The 25,200-nt window shown below is 61.7% G+C and carries 19 protein-coding genes; 8 read left to right on the plus strand and 11 right to left on the minus strand.

Annotation, left to right across the window (positions count from 1 at the left end; translation table 11 throughout):
• Window positions 1–3: 3 nt before the first annotated feature.
• Both ACVWVP_RS02685 and ACVWVP_RS02690 read right to left on the minus strand, forming a co-directional pair.
• Window positions 4–279 carry a helix-turn-helix domain-containing protein gene (locus ACVWVP_RS02685; protein ID WP_176994518.1) on the minus strand — a complete coding sequence of 92 codons (276 nt, stop codon included), beginning with the start codon at window positions 277–279 and terminating at the stop codon, window positions 4–6.
• The gene (locus ACVWVP_RS02690) at window positions 276–1,550 is read right to left on the minus strand and encodes a HipA domain-containing protein (RefSeq protein ID WP_178920501.1); all 1,275 of its coding nucleotides are present in this window, start codon (window positions 1,548–1,550) and stop codon (window positions 276–278) included. Before ACVWVP_RS02690 ends, ACVWVP_RS02685 begins: the two co-directional genes overlap by 4 nt.
• 289 nt (window positions 1,551–1,839) lie before the next feature.
• Between ACVWVP_RS02690 and ACVWVP_RS02695 the strand changes: the two genes are divergently transcribed.
• On the plus strand, window positions 1,840–4,725 hold the full coding sequence (locus tag ACVWVP_RS02695; RefSeq protein ID WP_457404433.1) for an autotransporter outer membrane beta-barrel domain-containing protein: 2,886 nt from the start codon (window positions 1,840–1,842) through the stop codon (window positions 4,723–4,725).
• Between the two features lie 109 nt (window positions 4,726–4,834).
• Window positions 4,835–6,121: an autotransporter outer membrane beta-barrel domain-containing protein gene (locus ACVWVP_RS02700; protein ID WP_457404434.1), complete on the plus strand. Its 1,287-nt coding sequence runs from the start codon at window positions 4,835–4,837 to the stop codon at window positions 6,119–6,121.
• Window positions 6,122–6,194: 73 nt separating this feature from the next.
• Here ACVWVP_RS02700 and oadA read toward each other — a convergent pair whose 3' ends face one another.
• Both oadA and ACVWVP_RS02710 read right to left on the minus strand, forming a co-directional pair.
• Window positions 6,195–8,003 (minus strand): sodium-extruding oxaloacetate decarboxylase subunit alpha, encoded by a 1,809-nt coding sequence (oadA, locus tag ACVWVP_RS02705; RefSeq protein WP_016971699.1) that lies wholly within the window; start codon window positions 8,001–8,003, stop codon window positions 6,195–6,197.
• Window positions 8,004–8,014: 11 nt separating this feature from the next.
• Window positions 8,015–9,430 carry an acetyl-CoA carboxylase biotin carboxylase subunit gene (locus ACVWVP_RS02710; RefSeq protein ID WP_016971700.1) on the minus strand — a complete coding sequence of 472 codons (1,416 nt, stop codon included), beginning with the start codon at window positions 9,428–9,430 and terminating at the stop codon, window positions 8,015–8,017.
• 196 nt (window positions 9,431–9,626) lie between these two features.
• On the opposite strand from ACVWVP_RS02710, the gene ACVWVP_RS02715 reads away from it, so the two are divergent.
• Window positions 9,627–10,601: a LysR family transcriptional regulator gene (locus tag ACVWVP_RS02715; protein ID WP_178920458.1), complete on the plus strand. Its 975-nt coding sequence runs from the start codon at window positions 9,627–9,629 to the stop codon at window positions 10,599–10,601.
• Here ACVWVP_RS02715 and ACVWVP_RS02720 read toward each other — a convergent pair.
• The 3 genes from ACVWVP_RS02720 to ACVWVP_RS02730 form a co-directional block, all read right to left on the minus strand.
• Window positions 10,531–10,728: a PA3496 family putative envelope integrity protein gene (locus ACVWVP_RS02720; RefSeq protein ID WP_178920460.1), complete on the minus strand. Its 198-nt coding sequence runs from the start codon at window positions 10,726–10,728 to the stop codon at window positions 10,531–10,533. The two genes, ACVWVP_RS02715 and ACVWVP_RS02720, sit on opposite strands and share 71 nt — an antisense overlap.
• Window positions 10,729–10,964: 236 nt before the next feature.
• The gene (gene hexR / locus ACVWVP_RS02725; protein ID WP_003177007.1) at window positions 10,965–11,831 is read right to left on the minus strand and encodes a transcriptional regulator HexR; all 867 of its coding nucleotides are present in this window, start codon (window positions 11,829–11,831) and stop codon (window positions 10,965–10,967) included.
• A gap of 162 nt (window positions 11,832–11,993) precedes the next feature.
• Window positions 11,994–14,867: an EAL domain-containing protein gene (locus tag ACVWVP_RS02730; protein ID WP_178920462.1), complete on the minus strand. Its 2,874-nt coding sequence runs from the start codon at window positions 14,865–14,867 to the stop codon at window positions 11,994–11,996.
• A gap of 279 nt (window positions 14,868–15,146) precedes the next feature.
• Here ACVWVP_RS02730 and uvrD point away from each other — a divergent pair, with 279 nt between their 5' ends.
• The 3 genes from uvrD to ACVWVP_RS02745 all read left to right on the plus strand — a co-directional run bounded on the left by uvrD (window position 15,147) and on the right by ACVWVP_RS02745 (window position 18,972).
• Window positions 15,147–17,330, plus strand: coding sequence for a DNA helicase II (gene uvrD / locus ACVWVP_RS02735; RefSeq protein ID WP_178920464.1), 2,184 nt, complete (start codon window positions 15,147–15,149; stop codon window positions 17,328–17,330).
• Between the two features lie 225 nt (window positions 17,331–17,555).
• The gene (locus ACVWVP_RS02740; protein WP_178920466.1) at window positions 17,556–18,428 is read left to right on the plus strand and encodes a Tim44 domain-containing protein; all 873 of its coding nucleotides are present in this window, start codon (window positions 17,556–17,558) and stop codon (window positions 18,426–18,428) included.
• Between the two features lie 136 nt (window positions 18,429–18,564).
• Window positions 18,565–18,972, plus strand: a complete 408-nt coding sequence (locus tag ACVWVP_RS02745; RefSeq protein ID WP_010207624.1) for an SMI1/KNR4 family protein — start codon at window positions 18,565–18,567, stop codon at window positions 18,970–18,972.
• 183 nt (window positions 18,973–19,155) lie between these two features.
• Here ACVWVP_RS02745 and ACVWVP_RS02750 read toward each other — a convergent pair whose 3' ends face one another.
• Entirely contained in the window at window positions 19,156–20,919 is a 1,764-nt protein-coding gene (locus tag ACVWVP_RS02750; protein WP_178920468.1) for a cation:proton antiporter, read from the minus strand.
• 291 nt (window positions 20,920–21,210) lie between these two features.
• Here ACVWVP_RS02750 and ACVWVP_RS02755 point away from each other — a divergent pair, with 291 nt between their 5' ends.
• Complete coding sequence (locus tag ACVWVP_RS02755; protein ID WP_176994526.1) at window positions 21,211–21,696, plus strand: acyl-CoA thioesterase; 486 nt, start codon at window positions 21,211–21,213, stop codon at window positions 21,694–21,696.
• 34 nt (window positions 21,697–21,730) lie between these two features.
• Here the strand turns inward: ACVWVP_RS02755 and ACVWVP_RS02760 are convergent, their stop codons facing one another.
• Together ACVWVP_RS02760 and pdxY are read right to left on the minus strand one after the other, a co-directional pair.
• A complete protein-coding gene (locus ACVWVP_RS02760; protein WP_457404435.1) occupies window positions 21,731–22,771 on the minus strand; it encodes a hypothetical protein in 1,041 nt (346 codons plus the stop codon).
• Between the two features lie 82 nt (window positions 22,772–22,853).
• A complete protein-coding gene (gene pdxY, locus ACVWVP_RS02765; protein WP_178920472.1) occupies window positions 22,854–23,726 on the minus strand; it encodes a pyridoxal kinase PdxY in 873 nt (290 codons plus the stop codon).
• A 117-nt stretch (window positions 23,727–23,843) separates the two neighbouring features.
• Between pdxY and ACVWVP_RS02770 the strand changes: the two genes are divergently transcribed.
• Window positions 23,844–24,239, plus strand: a complete 396-nt coding sequence (locus tag ACVWVP_RS02770; RefSeq protein WP_122716332.1) for a DUF3301 domain-containing protein — start codon at window positions 23,844–23,846, stop codon at window positions 24,237–24,239.
• On the opposite strand, the gene ACVWVP_RS02775 is transcribed toward ACVWVP_RS02770, so the two are convergent.
• Window positions 24,233–25,195 carry a CobW family GTP-binding protein gene (locus ACVWVP_RS02775; RefSeq protein WP_457404436.1) on the minus strand — a complete coding sequence of 321 codons (963 nt, stop codon included), beginning with the start codon at window positions 25,193–25,195 and terminating at the stop codon, window positions 24,233–24,235. The two genes, ACVWVP_RS02770 and ACVWVP_RS02775, sit on opposite strands and share 7 nt — an antisense overlap.
• Window positions 25,196–25,200: the final 5 nt, after the last annotated feature.

Raw genomic sequence — 25,200 nt, forward strand, 5'->3', positions numbered from 1 at the left:
CTGTCACACCTCCCGTCGTACCTTCACCACTCCCATTTTCAGCCCGAACGGCCTGAACACGGCATTCAGCGACTTCAGTGTCTGATTGCCTTCACCATGCTCAATATGCACCAAGGTGCGCACGGAGATTTTGCACATCCTGGCGAACTGGCTTTGGTGTAGCCCGGTGACTTCGGTGCGAAGACGGCGTACGGCCTCACCCAACTCAAGTGTGCCCTGCGCCAAGCCCAGCTCAACGTCTTCAATGACCTGTGCACGCTGGTCAATGGAAATACTCATCTCAACCCCCACTCAGCCAAACGCCGGTCCAGCTCACGCAGCGCGATACGAGGATGATTCAGGGTGACCTCCGGCAGGCCGCTGGCGACGAGGATGTCGGGCAAGGCTCGCAGACGCTGCGCCTCTTCACGAAGGCGTTCATAAACCAAGCCAGGGTCAACCACCGGCGAAAGCACGTTGCAAACGCCTCGCCAATCAATGTCCCCCGCAACTTCCAGTGCCCCCGGCCACTTCGTGGTACGGGTGATGCCTTCATCATCCATGACCATTGGGGCCAGATCGTAGATAGGCGCAAGGCGCAAGCTGTCGGCCCCCCTGATAATGGAGGTATTGCGCCCATGGTTATCGGAGTTACCGAGGATTTTATTCAGCAAATCACGACGCAGGTAATCGACGACAAGATCAGTGATTTGCTCGCTCTGACCGGCGGTTTTCCAAAGACTGGCCAGCAGTTGCACAACCTTTACATGATCCATGGAACTGCCGGGCGCTGTATTGCCCGCCGCCGAATAAATCGACTCCACCGCAAAACGCTCTACGCCCTGGTCACTGACAGCGCGATCAAAGCGGTGCATCCACAAACTGGGCTTGCTGGCCTCTTCCAACGCGAGCCCTTCTGCTGCAACCGTTTCAATGCCCAGCACCTGCAATGCCTTGTAGAAGTGGTACTCGCTCCTGAGGATGTCCTGATCGCGCTGCAAGCCTTGGTTGCGGGCGAACTTGATAAACCAGTGCTGGGTAACGTGTGCATCCTCCAGGACCGCATCGGGGTACAGCAGCCCGTCATGGCTCTGAGCAAGCAGCAATTTTGGGGCTTCGCCACCCGCCCCCGTGGCGCCACCAATGGCAGCGCCCTGCTCATAAGCGTACTCAAGAAAGCGGTTATCGCGTTCAACGACCTCTTTGCGCGCAAAGCCGACGACAGGGCGATGCGCCTCTGCACGCCCAGACTCCTTGATGCGCATATGGCCGATAGGCGCGGGCGTACTGCGCGCCAGCAGGAACAGGTCCGCACTGAGGTTGTCGGGTTTTTCTGCGCCAATACGGTTCAGGAGAAAGCGTTTTGCAGCACCTGCCGGAGCAATGTCGTACAGAAACGCGGGCGCCTGATTGAGCGACTCCCGCCCCCAGGTAGGCGGTACTCGTACGCTGACCGCCGTGGAAAACAACGTCTCAATGTGGTCCAGGTGATTCTCCAGGTAGACGCTCTCGTAGGCGTAGCGACAAGGGCCGGCGAAACCGGCTTGTGGCTCGGTAAACTCCAGAATCATCGCGTCCTGCCAGACATCGGCATCGAACACCTGAAGCGTCAATTTGAATGCGGCGTCGATCTGCAATTTAATGCACCTTAAATCATCTTGAGGGCGGTCAATCTGCAATATAGTGCATAAATTCGAAAACTGCCGAGCAATTAGCGCAATATAATGCATGCGCATACCCTATATGCCACGGACGTAAGCAATAAACTGCAGATTTACAAGCCGTCACCTCCCCGACACATTCCTGTAAACACCCTCCGCTATACAGGTCGACTCGTTTCTTATAACAAGGTCGTCCGTCATGCCCCCGTCGCCCCACCGTCTTGCGTTGGCCATCACTTTATTGGCTGGCAGCGGTTTCGCTGAAGCAGACCCCGCGCCGCCGAAGAACCTGCAAATCACTGCACCCACGACCACCGGGCAAACCCTGGGTGGCAGTGATGCGTTGACCACCTCAGCCACCGGCAGCATCACCACGTCCGGCGTGGCGGTGACCTTGAAGGACGGCACCAACGGTGCGGGCGTGGTGATCACCAACGCAGGCAAGCTGGTGTCCAGCGGCGGTCGGGGTATCGACAGCTCGGGGACGATCACCGGCGCGCGCAACTACAGCATCTACAACCTTGCGGGCGGCGTGATCCAGGGCGCCAATGATGCGCTGCGCATCAACAGCAATTTCGCCAGCGGCACGTTGTTGATCGACAACAGTGGCACCATTCGCTCGGCCACCGGCCAAGGGCTGGACCTGGATGCGATCCGCAGCAACAACGTCGCCACCACCATTATCAACCGCGCAGGCGGGCTGATTCGCGGCGACGCCAGCGACGGCATGAAGACCGGCGCCAACGCCAGCATCACCAACTACGGTGAGATTTCCACGGGCAACACCTTCTCCCGCGATGACAAGTTCGACGGCGTCGATATCGACTCCGCCACCGGTGTGACGGTGACCAACTACGGCCTGATTTCCGGTGGCCGTCACGGCATTACCACCGACCTGGGCGCCACGCTGACCAACTACGGCACGGTGATCGGCCGTAACGGTTCGGGTTTTGGCTCCGACGGCGACGGCACGGTGATCAACCATGGCACCATCACCGGCGCGTTTTCCGGGCTGCAACCGGACGGCGACGGCGATGGCGTGGACATCGACAAGATCGCCCACATCGAAAACTACGGCATCATCCAGGGCGTCGGCGCAGGTGGCGTCGACAAGAACGGTTTTGCCAACGGCAGCGAAGGCATCGCCCTGGGGGGCGGCACGGTGTACAACGCCAAGGGCGCGCTGGTCAGCGGCGCCAACAACGCGATCCTGGTGGACGACGGCAGCGACGGCCCGGGCCTTGCCGCCACCACCCTGGAAAACCATGGCGTCATCCAGGGGCTGAATGGCTTTGGCGTGAAGTTCGTCGGCAACTTTGCCGACACCGTGATCAACGACGGCATCATCCGTGGCAGCAACGGCCTGGCCCTGGACCTGGGCGGTGGCGACGACAAACTGGTGTTGCTGGCGGGCAGCCGGTTTGTCGGCACGGTCGATGGCGGCGCGGGGTATGACCGCGTCACGATGGACGACGCCGCAGGCGGCAGCTTGGGTGACAGCCGCAACTTCGAGTGGCTGGACGTCAAGCAAGGCACCTGGACACTCACCGGCAGCGGTGATTTCAGTGACGGCGGCGAGATTTTCAGCGGCGCCACACTGATCAACCAGGGCGGTATCGCGGGCAACGTGACGGTCGACGCTGGCGGTGTGTATGCCGGCAACGGCTCGGTAGGCGGCCTGACCGTCAACGGTACGCTGCAGGCCAATACCACCCAGGGCCCTATCACCATTACCCGCGACCTGACCCTGGGCAGCCATTCGGTGTTGGCACTCAGTGGTAATTCACCGTGGCAAGGCCATTACACCTTGCTGCAAGCCGGCAACATCAACGGGCAGTTTGCGAAGGTCACCAGCGACTATGCGTTCCTGACCCCAACCCTGGATTACAGCACCACCCAAATCGGCCTGACCTACACCCGCAACGACGTCAGCTTCAACAGTTTCGCCAGCAGCGCCAACGGCAGCAGCGCCGCCAACGGCTTGGCCGGCCTGGGCAAGGATAACGCGCTGTATAACGCCTTGATCACCAGCACGAGCGCTACCGCGGGCGCGGCCATCGAGCAACTGGCCGGCAGCAGCACCGCCAACCTCACCAGCGCTACCCTCGGCGCCAGCGCCCAGGTGGGCGGCAGCATGCTCGCGGCGATGCATCAACTGGGCGGTGGCGCGGGTTTGCTGGTGGGGCTCGATAGCCGTGACACTCCTGTACTCGCGGCCACCGGTGTGCCCGCCGAGGCGCGCAACCTCAACGACCCGAACGCTCGCGGCCGCCTGTGGCTGCAAGGCATCGGCAGCTACGGCAAGCTGGACGGCGAGCACGGCAACAGCGGGCTGACCCAACGTACCAAAGGCAGTGTGCTGGGCGCCGACTGGGCAGTGGATAGCGACTGGCGCCTGGGTGTGCTGGGCGGCTATTCCAAGACTGACCTGGACACCACCGGCGTTGACGGCAGCGTCGACAGCTGGCACGCCGGCGTCTACGCCCTGCGCCAGAGTGGCCCCTTGGCCTTGCGCCTGGGCGCGGCCTACAGCGGGCACCAGGGTGATAGCAAACGCACGGTGGCCTTCAACGGGTTCAGCGACACACCCAAAGGCGATTACGACGCCAACAGCCAACAAGCCTTCGCCGAGCTGGGTTACGCCATGGGCAGCGGCCGTCTGAGCGCCGAACCGTTCGCCAACCTCGGCTACCAGCGTTACCACCGTGACAGCTACAACGAAAAAGGCGGCGCCGCCGCGCTGCATGTCGACGGCCAGACCCAGGACAACGTCAACAGCACCCTGGGCCTGCGCCTGGCGCATCTGAGCCAGTTGGAAAACGGCATCAGCTTCACTCCGAGGGTCAGCGCAGGCTGGAAGCACACCTACGGCGATGTCGACAGCAACACGCGCCAAGCCTTCCTCGCGGGCGGCACCGCGTTCAATGTCGAAGGCAGCGCCCTGGACCGCGACAGCCTGCTGCTGGAAGCCGGCCTGGACGTCGGTTTGTCAGCCCGCCACACCCTGGGCCTGGGCTACAACGGCGAGATTGGCAGCAACAGCCGCAACCACGCGGTGATCGGGCAATGGCAGATGAGTTTTTAATCGCTGCGCACGAAAGACGACTCCTGCAAAACAGGGGTCGATGACCTGACAGTTATCCCCCCGTCACCTCGCTAGATTCCCGACCTCATTCAACAGAGGTCGGGAATTCATGCCCCATATACCCCGTAGATCAGCGTTCATCATCAGCCTTGTGGCTGCTGGCGGTTTTCAACTCGCGCATGCCCGTGGTGATATCGAATACAGACCGTACTCGATTCAACCGTATGACGCGCTTGATGAGTGGTTCTACACGCCTGAAGAACCAGCGGCCCTACTAGACAATTACCTCGCCCGGCAGGCGACTACCCCCAATGGCTTGCAAGTCGCCAAGGTGCTCGACCCTGCGCTGATTCGCCTGCTGGAGTCAGGCCAACTGACCTCCGAACAGCTCAAAGCCCTGCAAAAGTTGGATGATGCGCTCAAAAGACAACCGGGTGGCTATGGCGCGGCCCTGGAGCAACTGGCGGGCAGTCAACATGCCAACCTGGCTGCAGCCACCCAGAACACCACACAACAACTCAGCCACCGCTTGCTCACCACTTTGCGCGAATTGCCGACTGACGAAGACGGCCACTTCTGGGTAAAAAACCTCGGCAATGAGGGCAGCCTCGACGGCCAACGCGGCAGCGCCGGTCTTAACCTGGACACCCAAGGCCTGCTGTTGGGTACGGATTGGGCGCTGGACCACGCCTGGCGGGTCGGCGTGCTGGGCGCAAAATCCACTCATCGCCTGGACGCCAGGCGCTTTGCCGCCGAGCTGGACAGCTGGCACCTGGGCGCCTATGCCGTACGCCAGGACGGCCCCCTGGCCCTGCGCCTGGGAGCGATCTACAGCAACCATGGCGGGAAGAATAAACGCACGATCGATATCCAGGGTTACAAGAACTCACTCAACGGCAACTACGACGCCACAAGCCAGACGGCTTTCGCCGAATTCGGCTATCAGCTGGGCCGTGGGGACTTCAGCCTTGAACCGTTTGCCGGCCTTGGCTACCAGCGCTATCAACGTGACGGCTTCCAGGAGCATGGCGGGCTGACGGCGCTGAATGTCCGCGCGCAAACCCAGCAGAACGTCAACAGCACCCTCGGCCTGCGCCTGGCGAAGTCGTACAGGTTCGATAACCAGATGATCCTCACGCCGCACCTGAGCAGCGGTTGGAAACACCTGTATGGCGATGTGGACAGTCGGGTGCGCCAGTCCTTCCGATATGGCGGCGGCGCCATTGACGACTTCACCATCCAAGGCACATCCCTGGACCGCAACAGCCTCAACCTGCAGGCGGGGTTGGACCTGGCCTTGACGAACAACCATAGCGTCGGCCTGGCCTACGCCAGCGAGTCCGGCACCCACAGCAGCAGCCAAAGCCTGACCGGACAGTGGCGGATTCGGTTCTGACCCTCAAATCCCAGGCAAAAAAAAGGGGGGCACCTGCCCCCCCGAGGATTAAGCGGTAGTGTCGAAGGCTGGATCAGCCTTCGATTTCAATCAGGATTTCACCCGGGTTGACCCGGTCGCCCTTGGCCACATGAACGGCGGTGACCTTACCGGCGATGGCCGCCTGCACTTCAGTCTCCATCTTCATGGCTTCGGTGATCAGCACGGCCTGGCCGGCCTTGACCACATCGCCTTCCTTGACCAGCACGTCGACGATATTGCCCGGCATCGCCGTGCTGACGTGACCCGGCGCCGTGGCGTGCTTGCGCTTGCTGCCGCCACTGCTGACGAACTCGTTGAGCGGTTCGAACACCACTTCTTCGGGCATGCCGTCGATGGACAGGTAGAAGTGACGCTTGCCTTCGGCCTTAACGCCGACACCGGTGATGTCCACGCGGTAGCTTTCACCGTGCACGTCGATGACGAACTCGGTCGGTACGCCCTCGCCACCCGGGCGAGCCACGCCACCGGCTTCAGGGATCGGCAACAGCACTTCTGGCGCCAGGGTGCCCGCGTCGCGTTCTTCGAGGAACTTACGGCCGATGTCCGGGAACATGGCGTAGGTCAGCACGTCTTCTTCGGACTTGGCCAACGCGCCGATTTCGCCGCGCAGCTTGGTCATTTCCGGCTTGAGCAAATCAGCCGGGCGCACGTCGATCACTTCTTCGCTGCCGATCGCCTGGCGCCGCAGTTTCTCGTTCACGGTGCCCGGCGCCTTGCCGTAGCCGCCTTGCAGGTACAGCTTCACTTCATTAGTGATGGTCTTGTAGCGCTCGCCGGCCAGCACGTTGAAGAACGCCTGGGTGCCGACGATCTGCGAGGTCGGGGTCACCAGCGGCGGGAAGCCGAGGTCTTCACGCACACGCGGGATCTCGGCCAGCACTTCGCTCATGCGGTTCAGTGCGCCCTGCTCTTTGAGCTGGTTGGCCAGGTTGGAGATCATGCCGCCCGGCACCTGGTTGACTTGCACACGGGTGTCGACCGCGGTGAATTCGCTTTCGAACTGGTGGTACTTCTTGCGCACGGCGTAGAAGTACAAACCGATTTCCTGCAGCAGCTCCAGGTCGAGGCCGGTGTCGAATTCGCTGCCTTTGAGGGCGGCGACCATCGACTCGGTGCCCGGGTGGCTGGTGCCCCAGGCGAAGCTGGAGATGGCGGTGTCGATGTGGTCGGCACCGTTTTCAATAGCCTTGAGCTGGCACATCGCGGCCAGGCCGGCGGTGTCGTGGGAGTGGATGAAGATCGGCAGGGTCTGCTCGGCTTTCAGCGCCTTGACCAGCTCACCTGTGGCGTACGGGGTCAGCAGGCCGGCCATGTCCTTGATCGCGATGGAGTCGCAACCCATGGACTCCAGTTGCTTGGCCTGGGCCACGAAGGCTTCGACGGTATGCACTGGGCTGGTGGTGTAGGCGATGGTGCCCTGGGCATGTTTGCCGGCCGCTTTCACGGCTTCGATGGCCACGCGCAGGTTACGCACATCGTTCATGGCGTCGAAGATGCGGAACACGTCGATGCCATTCACGGCAGCCTTGGCGACGAAGGCCTTGACCACGTCGTCGCTGTAGTGGCGGTAGCCCAGCAGGTTCTGCCCACGCAGCAGCATTTGCAGGCGGGTGTTGGGCAACGCCGCGCGCAGTTTGCGCAGGCGTTCCCACGGGTCTTCTTTCAAGAAGCGCACACAGGCGTCGAAGGTCGCGCCGCCCCAGACTTCCAGGGACCAGTAGCCGACTTTGTCGAGCTTGTCGCAGATCGGCAGCATGTCGTCGGTGCGCATGCGGGTCGCGAGCAACGATTGGTGGGCGTCGCGCAGGATGGTGTCGGTTACGAAGATTTTCTTGCTCATTATTCTTTTCCTCACAGGCCTGCGTGGGCGGCGATGGCGGCGGCGATGGCCAGGGCCAGCTCTTCGGGTTTGCGCTTGATCGAGTAGTTGGTCAGCTCAGGATGGCTTTCCACAAAGCTTGTATTGAACTGGCCGCTGCGGAATTCCGGGTTGCGCAGGATTTCCTGGTAGTAGGCGGCGGTGGTCTTCACACCTTGCAGGCGCATGTCGTCCAGGGCGCGCAGGCCACGGTCCATGGCTTCTTCCCAGGTCAACGCCCACACCACCAGTTTCAGGCACATGGAGTCGTAGAACGGCGGGATGGTGTAGCCGGTGTAAATCGCTGTGTCGGTCCGCACGCCAGGACCGCCTGGGGCGTAATAGCGGGTGATCTTGCCGAAGCTCGGCAGGAAGTTGTTCTTCGGGTCTTCGGCGTTGATACGGAACTGCAACGCGAACCCCCGGTGCTGGATGTCTTCCTGCTTGACCGACAGCGGCAGCCCCGATGCAATGCGAATCTGCTCACGCACGATGTCGATGCCGGTGATTTCCTCGGTGATGGTGTGTTCCACCTGCACCCGGGTGTTCATCTCCATGAAGTACACCTCGCCCTCGGCGAGCAGGAACTCCACGGTGCCGGCATTCTCGTAGCCCACGGCCTTCGCCGCGCGCACCGACAGGTCGCCGATGTAGGCGCGCTGCTCAGGGGTCAGCTGGGGGCTTGGGGCGATTTCGATAAGCTTCTGGTTACGACGCTGGATCGAGCAATCGCGCTCGAACAGGTGCACCACGTTGCCAAAGCTGTCACCAAGGATCTGCGCCTCGATGTGCTTGGGGTTGACGATGCATTTTTCCAGGAACACTTCCGCCGAACCGAAGGCCTTGGTGGCTTCGGAAATCACGCGGGGGAAGGCTTGTTCGAGTTCTTCGCGGCTGTTGCAACGACGGATACCGCGCCCGCCGCCACCGGAGGTAGCCTTGAGCATCACCGGGTAACCAATGCGGTCGCCTTCGGTCAGGGCTTCATGGATATCGGCGACGTTGCCTTCGGTGCCGGGGGTGACCGGCACGCCGGCCTTGATCATGCTGCGGCGCGCTTCAGTCTTGTCGCCCATGCGGCGGATGACTTCGGCGGACGGACCAATGAACTTGATCCCACGTTCGGCACAGATGTCTGCCAGTTCGGCGTTTTCCGACAGAAAACCATAGCCCGGGTGCAACGCGTCACAGCCGGTTTCCACGGCCAGGTTCACCAGCTTGCGCGGGTTCAGGTAGCCGGCCAGGGGCTCGGCACCAATGCTGTGGGCTTCGTCGGCACGTTTGACGTGCAACGCATGGCGGTCGGCGTCGGAAAAGACCGCGACCGAGCGAATGCCCATCTCGGCGCAGGCACGCACGATTCGTACGGCAATTTCACCACGGTTGGCGATCAGGATCTTTTTTATCACTTGGAAATTCCCTTGAGCCGATTGCTGCGTTCTTCAACCCGCTAGACCCGGGTCGGCGCGTGACTAAATGTTTCATGACAGTCGCGAGACACACACTAAGCCGCGCAAGGGATTAACAAAAATCAATAATTATTGGGTCGTGCATAAGTAAAGACTTATAGTTATCCGGACGGCTCAGGGCGAAAGGACAAAAATAATGCGTAAGTCATTGATGCGTATGACATTGCGTCAACTGCAGATCTTTAACGAAGTGTGCGATTTGCGCTCCTACAGCCGTGCCGCCGAGGAAATGTCCCTCACACAACCGGCCGTCAGCCTACAAATTCGCCAGCTGGAAGAGCTGATCGGCCAGCCGTTGTTCGACTACGTTGGCAAAAAGCTCTACATGACCGAAGCCGCCGAAGCGCTGCAGCGGGCCAGCCGCGATATCTTCGGGCGCCTGGAAAACCTCGATATGCAGCTCTCGGACATGCAGGGATCGCTGCAAGGCCAGTTGAAGCTGGCGATTGAGTCCAGTGCCAAGTACTTCGTGCCGCACTTGTTCGCCGCCTTCAAGCGCCAGCACCCGGAGGTGCAATTGCACCTGACCGTGGTCAACCGCGCACAGGTGATTCGCAGGCTGTCGGACAACCGTGACGACCTGGTGATCATGTCGATGGTGCCCCAGGACATGGGCCTGGAATTCCTGCCCTTCCTCAACAACCCGATTGTCGCCGTGGCGCCACCGGACCATCCCTTGAGCCTGCAAGGTCCGTTGCGCCTGCAGGACCTGGAACCCTACACGCTGCTGCTGCGCGAGCCGGGCTCCGGTACGCGACTGGCGTGCGAGGAGTACTTCAAGGAGAAACGCGTGCACTTCACCCAGACAGTGGAAGTGGCCTCGGCCGAGGCGCAGCGCGAATGTGTCTGTGCGGGCTTGGGTGTAGCCCTGCTGACGCGTCATGCGGTCAACATGGAGCTGGCCACCGGCGGGCTCAAGGAGCTGCCGGTGGAAGAACTACCGCTGTACCGCAGCTGGTGCCTGGTGCAAGCCAAGGCCAAGCGCTTGTCACCGGTGGCCCATGCGTTCCTGGGCTTTATCCGCAGCGAACGGGCGCAGATCAGCGTGCTGGCTGAGCGTTTCGCTGGGCAGCCACGGGTGCCTGCCAATGGAGTTCCGGGTAGTCAGTGATGCTCTGGAGCAGTTGGCGCTCTTCACAACGGTCTTCGATTGCCCGACGGAACGCCATGCGGCGCTGGTCTTCCTGCTGACGACGGGTCTTTACGGCGCTGTTGCTGTCTTCGTAGGGACGTGCCATTTGGAATCTCCCAATGCGAGTACGGGGAGTTCAGGATGGGCTTGGGGAGTTACGGTTTAGCGGCGCGGGGATGACAGGACGATGAATCTTCTGGAAATACAGGCGATCAAAATGTGGGAGCGGGCTTGCTCGCGAATGCGGTGGTTCAGTTACAACATCCTTGACTGGCACGCCGCCTTCGCGAGCAAGCCCGCTCCCACACAAGCCCTACCCCACATTGCTGTGCGTGCGACCTATCAGTCGTCGAGGGCTTTGACGGACTTGGGCGACAACCGCAGGCTGCGCAAGCTGCGTTTCACGCTCTTGAGGTGGTTGACCAGGCTCGGCCCGCGCGCCATGGCCACGCCCATGGCCAGCACGTCGATCACCACCAGGTGGGCGATGCGCGAGGTCAGCGGCGTGTAGATTTCGGTGTCTTCGTGCACGTCGATCGCCAGGTTGACCGTGGACAGCTCCGCCAACGGCGTCTGGCTCGGGCACAGGGTGATCAGCGAAGCGCCGCTCTCACGCACCAGGTTGGCGGTGATCAGCAAATCCTTGGAACGACCGGACTGCGAAATGCAGATCGCCACGTCGGTGGGCTTCAAGGTCACCGCCGACATCGCCTGCATGTGCGGGTCGCTGTAGGCCGCTGCGGTGAGCAGCAAGCGGAAGAACTTGTGCTGGGCGTCGGCCGCCACGGCGCCGGAAGCGCCGAAGCCATAGAACTCGACCCGCTGGGCCTGGGACATGGCGGTCACGGCCTTTTGCAGCTCCACCGGGTCGAGCTTCTCGCGCACTTCCATGAGGGTGTGCAACGTGGTGTCGAAGATCTTCAGGCTGTAGTCGGCGACGGAGTCGTCTTCATGGATCGCAAACTGCCCGAAGCTCGCGCCGGCAGCCAGGCTCTGGGCCAGCTTGAGTTTCAGGTCCTGGAACCCGGAGCAGCCGATGGCGCGACAGAAGCGCACGATGGTCGGCTCACTGATGCCCACGCTATGGGCCAGGTCGGCCATGGAACTGTGCATCACGGCCGCAGGGTCAAGCAGCACGTGATCGGCAACCTTGAGTTCCGATTTGCGTAACAGGTGGCGCGACTGGGCGATATGTTGCAACAGGTTCAAAGGGCAGGACTCTTGTTATTGGCAGACGCCAGGGATGTAGCAAGCTTGTAGTTATACTACAAGAATTGCCGTTTTGCCCGCCCGATGCATCACTAAATCGCCCTGCTGCCCTCTGATTCAAAGGGCACAGGCTTTGTAGCCACAGGGGCGCGCCCCGCGACTCTAAGGAAAATCTGCATTTTTACGTAACAAATCTGCCAACCCTTGCGCCTGCATCGGCCGGCTGATCAGGTAGCCCTGCACTTCATCGCAGCGCTCTGCGCGAAGGAAATCCAGTTGCTGCTGATCTTCCACACCTTCGGCCACCACCTTGAGCGCCAGCCCATGGGCCATGGCGATGATTGCCCGGGTGATCGCGGCGTCTTCGCGGCCCTGGCCGAGCCCACGTATAAAGGTCTGGTCGATCTTCACGTAGTCCACCGGGATGCGCTTGAGGTAACTGAGGGACGAATAGCCCGTGCCGAAGTCATCGATCGCCAGCTTCACGCCCAGGTCGCGCAGTTGCTGGAAGGTGGCGATGATGTGCTCAACGCTGTCGAGCAACTGGCTTTCGGTCAGTTCCAGCTCCAGGTATTGCGGATCAAGGCCGGTTTCTTCGAGCACCTGGCGTACCAGGCTCACCAGCTTGCCCTGGCGCAATTGATGCACCGACAGGTTCACCGACACCCGGATCGGCGCCAGCCCCTGGCGTTGCCACTCGCACGCCTGCCAGCAGGCCTGGCGCAACACGAACTCGCCCAGCGGCACGATCAGGCCGGTCTCTTCGGCCAGGCCGATGAAATCGCCCGGCGGCACCATGCCCCACTGCGGGTGCTCCCAGCGAATCAGCGCTTCGGCGGCATTCAGCTTGCCAGTGGCCAGGCACAGCTTGGGTTGGTAGAACACCGTGAGCTGGCGTTCGTCGATGGCCTTGCGCAAGTGGTTTTCCAGTTGCAGACGCTCCAGGGTGCTGGCTTGCAGGCTGTCGGTGTAGAACTGGAAGTTATTGCCGCCCAAGTGCTTGGCATGCTGCATGGCCATGTTCGATTGGCTGACCAACGCAGAAATTTCCCGCGCGTTATCCGGCAGCAAGCTAACGCCCATGGACGCACTGACCACCAGCTCATGCCCTTCCACCGTCACCGGCACCCGCAGCTTGGCCAGCAGCCGTGTGGCCACCCGCGCCAGGCTCGACAGGTTGCCATAGGCGTCAAACAACACCGCGAATTCATCCCCGGACAGGCGCGCAATGGTGTCGGCTTCCGGCAAGGCATTGATCAGGCGACGGGACATCTTCTGCAGTAATTGGTCGGCCACTTCATGGCCAAGGCTGTCGTTGAGCAGCTTGAAGCGGTCCAGGTTGATGTGCAGCAACGCCAGGCTGCGCCCGCCCTGACGCACCCGCGCATGGGCTTCGCGCAAGCGCTCGCGAAACAGCGAGCGGTTGGCCAGGCCGGTCAGTTCGTCATAGTGGGTGAGGTAGCGCATGCGCTCTTCAGATTCACGACGGGCCGACAGATCGGCGAAGAAGCCCACGATATGACTGACTTTTCCGCGAACATCGCGCACGACATTCAACTGCAGCCACTGCGGGTACAACTCGCCGTTCTTGCGCGTTTCCACCAACTCCCCTTGCCAGGAGCCATGGCTGAGCAATGCCTGGCGGATCACCGGGAAATGGCGGCGCGCATCACGACTGCTGGGCAGTTCCACCACGTTGCGACCGATCATGTCGTCGGTATCAAAGCCGGTGACGCGGCTGAAGGCCTGGTTCACGGCGATCAGCACGTAATTCGGGTCGAGGATCACGATGCCTTCGCTGGCGGCCTCGAACACCGTCGAGGCCAGGCGCTGCTGTTCTTCCAGGGCCTTGTCGGCGCTGATATCGCGGCGCGTGCCCAGCATGCGCGTGACTCGTCCGCTGGGCGCACGCTCCACGGCGCGGCCACGGTCTTCGATCCATACCCAATGGCCATCACCGTGGCGCACGCGGTATTCGACCTGGTAGTCCTCGCTGCGCCCCTTGAGGTGCTCCACCAGCGCACGCTTGAGCAGTGGCAAGTCTTCGGGGTGCAGGCGCGGCTTGAGGTGACTGAGCATCGCCGTGACGTACTCGGGCTCCAGGCCAAACAGCTCCTTGAGCTGGGTGTGATGGACTTCGTCGGTTTGCAGGTTCCAGTCCCACAGGCCCAGCTCGCTGGCTTGCAGCGCCATGGCCAGGCGCGCCTCACTCTTGTTCAGGGCCAGGCTGGCGGCGTCCAGTTCCTGGCTGCGTTGCGCCACGCGGTCTTGCAGGCCGATTTGTGCTTCACGCAGTTCCTGCTCGACCTGGCGACGCTGCTCGACTTCGCGTACCAGTTCCTGGTTCAACTGCTCGCTGCGTTGCTGCGCCTGCTGCAGGTGCTCGATCAGCGCCTGGTTCTGGAAGCGGCGCAACAACCCGCGCTGGATCAGGCGATTGACCTGCCACGCCACCACACTCAAGGAGGCCAGCAGGATCAGGCCGAGCACGCCCCAACCTTGCTGCTGCGGGGCGCCGTTCCAGAACAGGTAAAGGATGGCCGGCACCAGGCACGGCACGGCAAAGGACAGGAATGCGGGCAGGCTCACGGCGTAGGCCACGCTGGCCGAGAGCGTCGCGGCACCGATCAGGCCGAACACCCAGGCCTGTTGCATGAAGCTGTCCACCGGCACCAACGCGATGGCTGCCGTGGCCAGGGTCAGGCCGCTGACCGCCGAACCGAGCATGAACATGCGCCGCCATATGGGCTGGGCCTGGCGGCTGGGCATGGCCGAGTCAAAGGCCGCCACCTGGATCACGCGCATGGCCACCAGGGCGAGCAGCCACACCAGCCAGATGCTGTCGAGCAGGTATTGCTTGGGGTTCCACAATAACCAGGCGCAGACCAGGCCGTTGACCAGCATCAACAAGGTCGGCAGCAGCGAACCCTGATACAGCAGGCGCGTGCGTTCGACCGCCATCTCTGTGGCGTAGTGTTTGCGGATGACCTGCGCGGGCGCCGCCGAGGGGCCGAACAGGTCGGTGCTGAGGGTCATAGGCAGTGTTCTTATAATGGTGAGCCCGAAACGTCGACGGAGCATACACAAGCACGCGCTTGGGCCAAACTGCTCCAAGTCATAAAAACCGCACGATAAACCGTCGCAAACCTTGGGGCCAGACAGCTTGAGCGAGACACTGCGCGGGCTGTGGCCCATGACCGACCGGTCATCACCCCCGATAGAATGTTTCAGCCGCCCCGTTCGCCCTTGAAGTTTTCCATCGACCACCCGGCATTGGGATTTGCCCCACTCCCCCCGGGGCCATAGAATGCGCCGATGCGCGATGATCTCTCCCTTTTGCTGAACTCCCTCAACGATGCCCAACGCCAGGCCGTAGCAGCCCCCGTTGGCCGTCAGTTGGTCCTGGCCGGTGCTGGCTCCGGTAAAACCCGCGTGCTAGTGCACCGTATCGCCTGGTTGATCCAGGTCGAAAACGCGTCCCCGCACTCCATCCTGTCGGTGACCTTCACCAACAAGGCCGCTGCCGAGATGCGCCACCGCATCGAGCAGTTGATGGGCATCAGCCCGGCCGGCATGTGGGTGGGCACCTTCCACGGCCTGGCGCATCGCCTGCTGCGGGCGCACTGGCAGGAAGCGGGCCTGGCCCAGACCTTCCAGATTCTCGACAGCGACGACCAGCAACGCCTGGTCAAGCGCGTGATCCGTGAGCTGGGCCTGGACGAACAGCGCTGGCCAGCGCGCCAGGCGCAATGGTTCATCAACGGCCAGAAAGACGAAGGCCTGCGCCCGCAACATATCCAGGCCAGCGGCGATCTGTTCCTGGCGACCATGCGCAGCATTTATGAGGCGTACGAAGCTGCCTGCGTGCGCGCCGGTGTGATCGACTTCTCCGAGCTGCTGCTGCGCGCCCTCGACCTGTGGCGTGACAACCCGGGTTTGCTGGCGCACTACCAGAAACGCTTCCGCCACATTCTGGTGGACGAGTTCCAGGACACCAACGCCGTGCAGTACGCCTGGTTGCGCCTGCTGGCCAAGGGCGGCGACAGCCTGATGGTGGTGGGCGACGACGACCAGTCGATCTACGGCTGGCGTGGCGCGAAAATCGAGAACATCTACCAATATTCCGAAGATTTCCCGGACGCCGAGACCATTCGCCTGGAGCAGAACTACCGCTCCACCGCCGGCATCCTCAAGGCTGCCAACGCCTTGATCGCCAACAACACCGGGCGCCTGGGCAAGGAGCTGTGGACCGACGGCGGCGAAGGCGAGGCGATCAACCTGTACGCTGCCTTCAACGAGCACGATGAAGCGCGCTATGTGGTGGAAACCATCGAGAGCGCCCTGAAAACCGGCCTGGCACGCAGCGACATCGCAATCCTGTACCGCTCCAACGCCCAGTCGCGGGTGCTGGAAGAAGCCCTGCTGCGTGAGCGCATTCCGTACCGCATCTATGGCGGCCAGCGCTTCTTCGAACGCGCTGAAATCAAGAACGCCATGGCCTACCTGCGGTTGCTGGAAGGCCGTGGCAACGATGCGGCGCTGGAACGGGTGATCAACATCCCGGCGCGCGGCATCGGTGAAAAGACCGTTGAAGCGATCCGCGACCACGCACGCCATGCCGATGTATCGATGTGGGAATCCATGCGTTTGCTCATCGCCAATAAAGGCCTGACCGGCCGTGCAGCGGGTGCGTTGGGTGTATTTGTCGAGTTGATCGAGAACCTGGCGGCCAAGTGCGCGGAAATGCCCCTGCACCTGATGACCCAGACGGTGATCGAACAGTCCGGCCTGATCGCCTATCACGAAGCGGAAAAAGGCGAGAAAGGCCAGGCTCGGGTAGAAAACCTTGAGGAACTGGTCAGCGCCGCCCGCGCGTTCGAGAACACCGAGGAAGACGAAGAGCTGACGCCGCTCGCCGCGTTCCTCGGCCATGCATCGCTGGAGGCCGGTGATACCCAGGCCGACGAGCATGAAGACAGCATCCAGCTGATGACCTTGCACAGTGCCAAGGGCCTGGAATTCCCCTACGTGTTCCTGGTGGGCATGGAAGAAGGCCTGTTCCCCCACAAGATGAGCCTGGAAGAGCCCGGCCGCCTTGAGGAAGAACGCCGCCTGGCCTATGTGGGCATCACCCGCGCCATGCAGAACCTGGTGATGACCTACGCCGAGACCCGACGCCTGTACGGCAGCGAGACCTACAACAAGGTGTCGCGCTTCGTACGTGAAGTGCCGAAGGGGCTGATCCAGGAAGTGCGTTTGTCCAACAGCGTCAGCCGTCCGTTCGGCGGTGGCCAGCAGCAGAGCGCCAGTACTCTGTTCGCCGGTTCCGAGATTCCGGAGACCCAGTTCAGCCTCGGCCAGCAGGTCAAGCATGCGATCTTCGGCGAAGGGGTCATCCTCAACTTCGAAGGCGCCGGCGCCCAGGCGCGGGTGCAGGTGAATTTCGCCGAAGGCAGCAAGTGGCTGATGATGGGTTACGCGAAGCTCGAAGCCATTTGACCCCCCCGTTTTAGGAGCCCGGCGATTCGACAAGCCGGGCTCCTACAATGTGAAGAATTGTGAGCCTCCCTTGTTTTCCGGCGTTGCGGGCCAATATCTGTAACTAGTCCTACAGACCCTTCGGAATCGGTCTTACGCAAAAGCCCGAAACACTATGCCGCTAGCCACTGTCACTGCACCTGTGCAACATGGCGCGCGTGCAATCCACAAATGGGAATTCCCTTTATGAAACGTTTTCTTAGCATCGCCATGGCGTTGTGCATCGGCCTGACGATGAGCCTCGACGCCAACGCCAAACGCTTCGGTGGCGGCAAAAGCATGGGCTCGGCGCCGACTCACCAGACCAGCCAAATGGCTCCATCCGCCGGTGGCATGGGCGGTGCAGCCGCAACCGCAGGCGCAGCCGGTGCTGCTGGCGCCGCTGCCAAGGCCGGCGGTGCTTCGCGCTGGTTGGGCCCTCTGGCCGGTATCGCGGCCGGTGGCCTGCTCGCTTCCATGTTCATGGGCGGCGGCTTCCAGGGCATGCAGATCTTCGACATCCTGATCATGGCGGTCATCGCCTTTGTGATCTTCCGCTTTATCGCCGCCCGTCGCCGCAAGCAGCAGGAGCATCTGGCTCCAGCCGGCGCGCCGATGCAGCGTGAAGTGTTCGAGCAAAAGCCTGCCATGGGCTCGATCTTCGGTGGTTCTGCAGCGCCTGCTGCAGCCCGCCCGGTGATCAACGCTCCGGCCTGGTTCAACGAAGAACGTTTCGTCGAAGCGGCCCGCAACCACTTCCAGTCCCTGCAACAGCACTGGGACGCCAACGAAATGGACAAGATCGCCGAGTTCGTGACCCCGCAACTGCTGGAGTTCCTCAAGCGCGAACGCGCCGACCTGGGCGACGGCTTCCAGTCGACCTACATCGACGACCTGCGCGTACAGCTCGAAGGTGTGGATGATCGCGCCGACAAGACCATCGCCACCCTGACCTTCAGCGGTGTGTCGAAGACCTCGCGTTTCGACCAAGGCGAAGTGTTCAGCGAAAGCTGGAACATGGAGCGCGCCCAAGGCGACAACCAGCCTTGGCTGGTCGCCGGTATCCGCCAGAACGGCTGATACCCGCACGCTTGAGCAAGCGGTAATAAAAACCCCGGACATGTTCCGGGGTTTTCTATTTCACGGTTGCACTTATAGCGAGCTACTGTATAAAACGCCCCTATGAACCGCGCCATCTAGCAAGAGGATCCCGGCCGTGGAAGAAATCATCGAACAATTGCGTGAAGCCAACGAACCGGTCCCGGTTCCTCTGGAACTGCCTGACGAAGACCTGCTGGTGGAAATCGAGGAACAACTGTTCATCGACATCCCCTTTGTCTTCCGTGAATTCCTGCTGACCGTCAGCGACGTGGTGTACGGCAGCCTGGAGCCGGTGACCGTCACCGACCCGCAATCCCACACCTACCTGCCGGACGTTGCCGCCAACGCCTGGGACGCCGGTGTCGACCGCAGCCTGATCCCGATCTGCCAGGATGGCGATGACTACTACTGCGTCGAAGAAGACGGCACCGTGGTGCTGTGGTCTGGCGAAGAAGAAATCGTCACCGAGGAAACCTGGGAATCGGTGTGGCACTGGGCGCGGGACGTCTGGCTGGAAAGCTGAGCCAAACACTAGCGCCAACCCCTGTGGCGAGGGAGCTTGCTCCCGCTGGGCTGCGAAGCAGCCCCAATCCAAACGACGCGTTCTTTCAGATGCAGTGATGCGAAGGTTTTGGGGCTGCTGTGCAGCCCAACGCGAGCAAGCTCGCTCGCCACAAAAAGCTCACTTGCCACCCCGTAAAAGCGATCAATGTTCTGGGGTGTCCTTATGGTTATCCAGCGTCTCCAGCAAGGCGACCTGCATCCGCGTATGCACCCGGATGAACCAGCGCCAGAGCACCGCCGCCACCGCCGCCGTGACCACGGCAATCAGCACCAGCAGCTTGTTGGTCGGCAGGATACTGGCCGACAACGCAGCCAATAGCAGGAAAATCACCAGCAGCGACAGGAGGGGGATCAGTTCCGCGATCACCCGCCGCACACGCTGGGTATGCCGCCCGGCCATTTCCGGCTTCACGCTCATCTCCGCCAGCAGCATCGATAGCGCCTTGAGCTTGCGGTACGCGGCAATCAGGAACGGCAGCGACAACAGCAACGCACCGCCCCAGATCAGCGCCTTCTGCCAGCTCGGATCGCTGATCCAGCCCTCCAGATACCCACCAATACGCGTCGCGAAAAAGCTGCCGGCGAAGAAGATCGCCACCACCAACGCCAGGTTCACCCCCACTTGCAGGATGATCTTGCGGATCATCGAGGCCAGCATCGCGCCCTCGCCTTGGGGCTGAATACTGCGTAGCCATTCGCCATACAGGCCGAATACCCGGCTCATGCGCTTGGGCATCACCGCCGCGATCTTCAATGACAAGGGGTCTGCACCGCGAATCAGGTACGGCGTCAGCAGTGTGGTAATCGCCGAAACCGCCACGGCGACCGGGTAAAGAAAATCACTGGTCACCTGAAGCGTCATGCCGAGCGCGGCGATGATGAAGGAAAACTCGCCAATCTGTGACAGCCCCATACCCACTCGCAGTGAGGTACGGCCGTCGTTGCCAGCGATAAACGCCCCCAACCCGCAGGACAACATCTTGCCGAGCACCACCGCCACCGTGATCACCGCAATCGGCCAGGCGTATTGCAGCAGGATCTGTGGGTCGATCATCAAGCCAATGGCGACAAAGAAGATGGCACTGAACATGTCGCGAACCGGCTCGATCAAGCGCTCGATCTTAATCAACTGACGGGATTCGGCCATGATCGCACCGATCAGGAACGCGCCCAGCACCATGCTGTATTCCAGCTTCACCACCAACAGGCAGAAGCCGAAACACAGGCCCAGCACGGTGATCAGTAACATCTCATTGCTTTCGAACTTGGCCACGTAAGCCAAGAGGCGCGGCACCAGCAGAATGCCGATGACCAGGGCGACGATCATGAACAGCGAGAGCTTGCCGACCGTGGAGAACACCTCGCCGGAGCTGACCGTGCCACTGACGGCAATGCTCGACAGCAAGGCGATGATGCCGATGCCGAGGATATCTTCCACAATCAGCACGCCGAAAATCAGCTGGGCGAAGCGCTGGTTCTTCATCTTCAGGTCGTTGAGCGCCTTGACGATGATGGTGGTGGAGGAGATCGCCAGGATCGCGCCGAGGAACAGTGAATCCATGGTGTTCCAGTCGAACCAGCGGCCGATCTCGTAGCCGATCCAGATCATCAGGATGATTTCCAGGAACGCCGCGATAAACGCCGTGGCGCCTACCTTGAACAGCTTGCGCAGACTGAACTCCAGGCCCAGGCAGAACATCAGGAAAATCACGCCCAGTTCGGCCAGGGTCTTGATGGTGTCTTCGTCATGGATCAGGCCGAACGGCGGGGTGTGGGGACCGATGATGAAGCCGGCGACGATGTAGCCCAGCACCACCGGCTGCTTGAGGCGGTGGAACAGGATGGTGACCACCCCTGCCACCAGCATGATCACGGCCAAGTCCTGGATAAAGCTGATGGCGTGCATGGCGAGGGGCTCCTTGAGGGTACTGGCGCTTTTCCCACTTCCGCGCGCGCCTCTGAACGGTCGCAGTGCGCGGAAGGAAAAGTCGGCCTAAATCGTAAGAAATGCCCTGAGACGGGCTTTTGAAGGTTAACACCGCGACTTCCGGCAGAAAGCCGGTGCAATATATGGAAACAGAACGGTGCAGGCGTGACGGCGAGCCGCCCGCCGGCGTCCGGTTATGGATGGCTCTGCAAAGATTCCAGCACCCGCAGAGGTGCCCCCCAACCAATGCCTACAACCCGTGAGTGTGCTATGGAACCCGGAAACGCCCAGCTGTCGATGACGGTACTGATGACCCCTGATATGGCCAACTTCTCAGGCAATGTCCACGGCGGCACCTTGCTTAAGTACCTCGACGAAGTGGCCTACGCCTGCGCCAGCCGTTATGCCGGTCGCTATGTGGTGACGCTGTCGGTAGATCAGGTGATTTTTCGCGAGCCGATCCATGTCGGCGAACTGGTGACCTTCCTGGCGTCAGTCAACTACACCGGCAACACCTCGATGGAGGTGGGCATCAAGGTGGTGACCGAGAACATCCGCGAACGCTCGGTGCGCCACACCAACAGCTGCTTCTTCACCATGGTGGCCGTGGACGACCAGCGCAAACCTGCCGCCGTCCCGCCCCTGCAACCGCAGAACAGCGAAGACAAGCGCCGTTTCGTACAGGCCCAGCAGCGTCGGCAGATTCGCCAGGAATTGGAGAAGCGTTACCAGGAAATAAAGGACGACGCGCCGTAAGCCTGTGCGCAGGGGCCCGCCCCTGCGCCCGCCCTCAATAGCGCCAGCACTTGTCGTAGTGTGCGCACACGTCGAAGCGCTGGTCCAATTGGGCCATGCGCTCCATGTGAAGGTTGAGGGTCTCGACCATCATCGACTTGTCGGTGTCCTGGTAGTAGCGCTCCATGAATTTGTCGTTCGCTTTGACGCGCTCGCTGACAGCGCGGTCCGTGGGGCTCATCCACTGTTCCAGCACAGCGTCTTCGGTGCCACTCAGGCGAAGCCGGTACACCTGCTCGTAAAGCGCCAGCGTGCGCGCCTTGCGGCCGGCCATTTCCTGACTGAACAGGACATAGTTCTGACGGTATTGCGTCCAATAGGCTTCAGGCGGGGTAAAGGTGCCCAGCTGCGCCTTGCGCTTGGCGATCACACCGTCGATCTCATCCAGGGATGATTGCAGGCGCCCCTGAGTGTCGGGCTCCATCAGGGTGATCAGTTGCAGGTTGGTGGACGTGATCGTGTTGATCAGTGCCGCGCGCTTGGGGGTTTCTGGGATCGACTTGCCGAATATCGGGCTTTGGCCCGTGCACGCGCTCATCCCTTTATCAAAAATAGGCAGCGGAATGCGCTGGTCCTTGCCGTCAAAACGGGTCAGGCGCTGCAGCAGCGTGGTGCAACTGCCGCCTCGCATATCGAAGGTCACTTCATACTCTTGCCCCGCCTTGGGCGTAAAGCTCACGGCCTTGCCGCAGACGTAACTGCCGCCATTGGTGTTGATCATCAACATAACGTCCTTGCCCGGCTCCAGCTTGACCTCCAACAGGCCCCTGGCCTTGGCGGGCGGCGGGACGATCATGTCGACACGCCGCTTGGTATCGACCAGCAGGAAGTTGTTGAGCATGCCAGTGTTGCGGCCCTGGCAGTGCTGGGCGTCGTAAATATCGAGAGTGCTGTTCGAGGTGTTGGAGACAAAGCGCAACTTGGCGGCATCGGGTGCCGTCGAGTCGGTGTAGGCACCGTTGACGCTGCAACCGGTGAGCAATGACGTCAGGGCCAGGGCGGTGAGAGCCCGTGGCGATGGGAATACAGCTGGCATCGGTCTTCCTTGATTAGCACTGGGGACAAAGAGGCGGCCGATACTACCGGACGCCCTTTGCCTGGCTCAATCAGGAATACTCCTACAGCTCGATGGGCGTTGCTTCAAAGCGTACGCGGGGGTGGGCAATACGGTCCTGGGCGCGTACCAGCTCCAGTTCGTAACTGGCGCACGCCTGGGTTTCCAGTAGCACTTCATGCACGGCGGCTGCGGTGAACTCGAAGGCGGCCAACAGGCTGTCGCCCAGCAGCACCCGCGCCAGGAACAGCCCCGAGGTCAGGTCGCCCACGCCCACCGGTTGGCGCGGGAACGCCAACAGCGGCCGACGCAAATGCCAACTGCCTTCGGCGGTCACCAGCAACATCTCAAAACCTTCGGGCAACTTGCCTGGGTAATCCAGGTGCTTGACCAGCACCGCTTTGGGCCCGCGTGCCAGCAACGCCTTGGCCATGGCCAGGCAATCGAACAGCGATTGCGGCTTGCGACCGGCAAAGCTGTCGAGTTCCAGCTGGTTGGGGCACAGGAAGTCAGCCATGGCCGCCGCTTCGTCCAGCAGGAAATCGCTGACTTCCTGAGGCACGATGCAGCCTTTTTCCGGATGGCCCATCACCGGGTCGCACAGGTACAGCGCCTTGGGGTTGATCGCCTTGATGCGCGCCACGCCACTGAGGATCGCCCGCCCCTGGTCCGCACTGCCCAGGTAGCCGGACAGTACGGCGTCGCAGTTGCCCAGCTCGCCGATGGCTGCAATGCCTTCGACCAGCGCCGGAATTTGCTGCGGCGCCAGCACTTCGCCCGCCCACTGGCCATACTGGGTGTGGTTGGAGAATTGCACCGTATTCAGTGGCCAGACGTTCACCCCGACCCGTTGCATAGGGAATACGGCAGCGCTGTTTCCGGCGTGGCCAAAGACCACATGAGACTGGATCGCAAGCAGATGAGGTGTGCGTTTCATGCGGGAGATTTCCGTAAAGCCATTGAAATTCTGGCCGCGCAGTATGCGACTAAACGCAGCCTGTACGACAGACCGGCGACACAGTTAAGCTGCTCTCACTTTGTTGGAGTTTTTCGCATGCTGACCCTGGGAAACATCTTCGTGTTGATGCTGCTGGCGACCGGCGCCGCCTGGGTATGGCACAACCACGGCCTGCGTGAGCGGGCGTTGGAGCGGGTCAAGCAGCATTGCGCCAAGCTCGACATCGAGCTGCTGGACGGTGCCGTGGCGCTCAAGCGCATCGGTTTTGTAAAGGATGCCAACGGTCGGCGGCGCCTGGCACGCGTCTACAATTTCGAGTTCACCGTGACCGGCGAAACCCGCCATCCCGGGACCATCACACAATTCGGCGCCCACAGTGCGCAAATCGAACTGGCGCCCTACCCGTTTGAAATCAAGACACCGTTGCCCAGCGCCGAAGTCATCGAGCTGAGCCAGTGGCGCCAGGACCACGCCACCAAGAACCGTCACTGACGGCAGGCGGCCAGCGCGGCCTGTAGCGCCGCCACGTCCTGTGGTGCGCTGAAGATCAATTCGATACGTGAATCACGCCGCCACTCGCTGGGCTGCCAGGCGATCGGGCTGTTATCCACAGCGTTGGCGCTGAGCCAGCCCTCCACGCTGTGGATAACAAGTTTGGCGCGGCGCCACTCAAGGCTGACAAGCCAGTCGTTCACCTGCTGGCTATCGAACTGCTGGCTCGGGTGCCAACGCCAGCCGATGCTCCAGCCGCCTTCTTGGGCCTGGCTCAGGCAGATGGGCTGGGCAGGGTCGCTCCAGATGGCCGGCATTTGGGCCAAGCCTTGAGGTGCATCGAAGTTATCCACAGCCGCGCTGGCCTTGGTATGCAGGCCGGGCAAGTGCTCCAGCGGCAATTGCGCCTGGCGGGTCCAATACAGTGGTTTGTCGGGTAGTTGCCGTTCGATGGCCAGGCGTTGGTCGCCATCCAGCGATTCATCCTTGTTCAACACCAGCAGGCCAGCACTGGCCAGCGCTTCACGCTGCGACGCCGGCAAGGGCTTGCCCGCCGCCAGCGCCTGGGCATCCAGCACCAGCACGCAGGGCTGAACCGCCAGCACGTTTTGCCACGGTGCTTCGCGCAGTTGCTTGAGCAGCTGTGCCGGATGGCCCAGGCCCGAGGGCTCGATAAACAGTCGGTCCGGCTTGGCCTTACGTAAGAGGCGTCCCAGGCCTACCTGGAACGGCGCACCATTCACACAGCACAGGCAGCCACCTGCCACTTCGCCCAAGGCGATGCCATCGTCATCCTGGGTAAGCAAGGCCGCATCCAGGCCGATCTGCCCGAACTCGTTGATCAACACCGCCCAGCGCTCGTTGGCCGGGCGTTGGGCGAGCAGGTGCTTGATCAGGCTGGTCTTGCCGGCGCCCAAAGGCCCGGCAATCACGTGGGTGGGAATGTTCTGCAACATGGAAG

Source organism: Pseudomonas sp. TE24901, from assembly GCF_054058375.1.

Coding starts and splice junctions, on each gene's coding strand:
- ACVWVP_RS02690 (WP_178920501.1), bottom strand. CDS start 1,550: ATGATTCTGGAGTTTACCGAGCCACAAGCCGGTTTCGCCGGCCCTTGT.
- ACVWVP_RS02755 (WP_176994526.1), top strand. CDS start 21,211: ATGGAACCCGGAAACGCCCAGCTGTCGATGACGGTACTGATGACCCCT.
- ACVWVP_RS02750 (WP_178920468.1), bottom strand. CDS start 20,919: ATGCACGCCATCAGCTTTATCCAGGACTTGGCCGTGATCATGCTGGTG.
- ACVWVP_RS02700 (WP_457404434.1), top strand. CDS start 4,835: ATGCCCCATATACCCCGTAGATCAGCGTTCATCATCAGCCTTGTGGCT.
- pdxY (WP_178920472.1), bottom strand. CDS start 23,726: ATGAAACGCACACCTCATCTGCTTGCGATCCAGTCTCATGTGGTCTTT.
- ACVWVP_RS02720 (WP_178920460.1), bottom strand. CDS start 10,728: ATGGCACGTCCCTACGAAGACAGCAACAGCGCCGTAAAGACCCGTCGT.
- oadA (WP_016971699.1), bottom strand. CDS start 8,003: ATGAGCAAGAAAATCTTCGTAACCGACACCATCCTGCGCGACGCCCAC.
- ACVWVP_RS02740 (WP_178920466.1), top strand. CDS start 17,556: ATGAAACGTTTTCTTAGCATCGCCATGGCGTTGTGCATCGGCCTGACG.
- ACVWVP_RS02715 (WP_178920458.1), top strand. CDS start 9,627: ATGCGTAAGTCATTGATGCGTATGACATTGCGTCAACTGCAGATCTTT.
- ACVWVP_RS02685 (WP_176994518.1), bottom strand. CDS start 279: ATGAGTATTTCCATTGACCAGCGTGCACAGGTCATTGAAGACGTTGAG.
- ACVWVP_RS02775 (WP_457404436.1), bottom strand. CDS start 25,195: ATGTTGCAGAACATTCCCACCCACGTGATTGCCGGGCCTTTGGGCGCC.
- ACVWVP_RS02770 (WP_122716332.1), top strand. CDS start 23,844: ATGCTGACCCTGGGAAACATCTTCGTGTTGATGCTGCTGGCGACCGGC.
- ACVWVP_RS02730 (WP_178920462.1), bottom strand. CDS start 14,867: ATGACCCTCAGCACCGACCTGTTCGGCCCCTCGGCGGCGCCCGCGCAG.
- uvrD (WP_178920464.1), top strand. CDS start 15,147: ATGCGCGATGATCTCTCCCTTTTGCTGAACTCCCTCAACGATGCCCAA.
- ACVWVP_RS02695 (WP_457404433.1), top strand. CDS start 1,840: ATGCCCCCGTCGCCCCACCGTCTTGCGTTGGCCATCACTTTATTGGCT.
- ACVWVP_RS02760 (WP_457404435.1), bottom strand. CDS start 22,771: ATGCCAGCTGTATTCCCATCGCCACGGGCTCTCACCGCCCTGGCCCTG.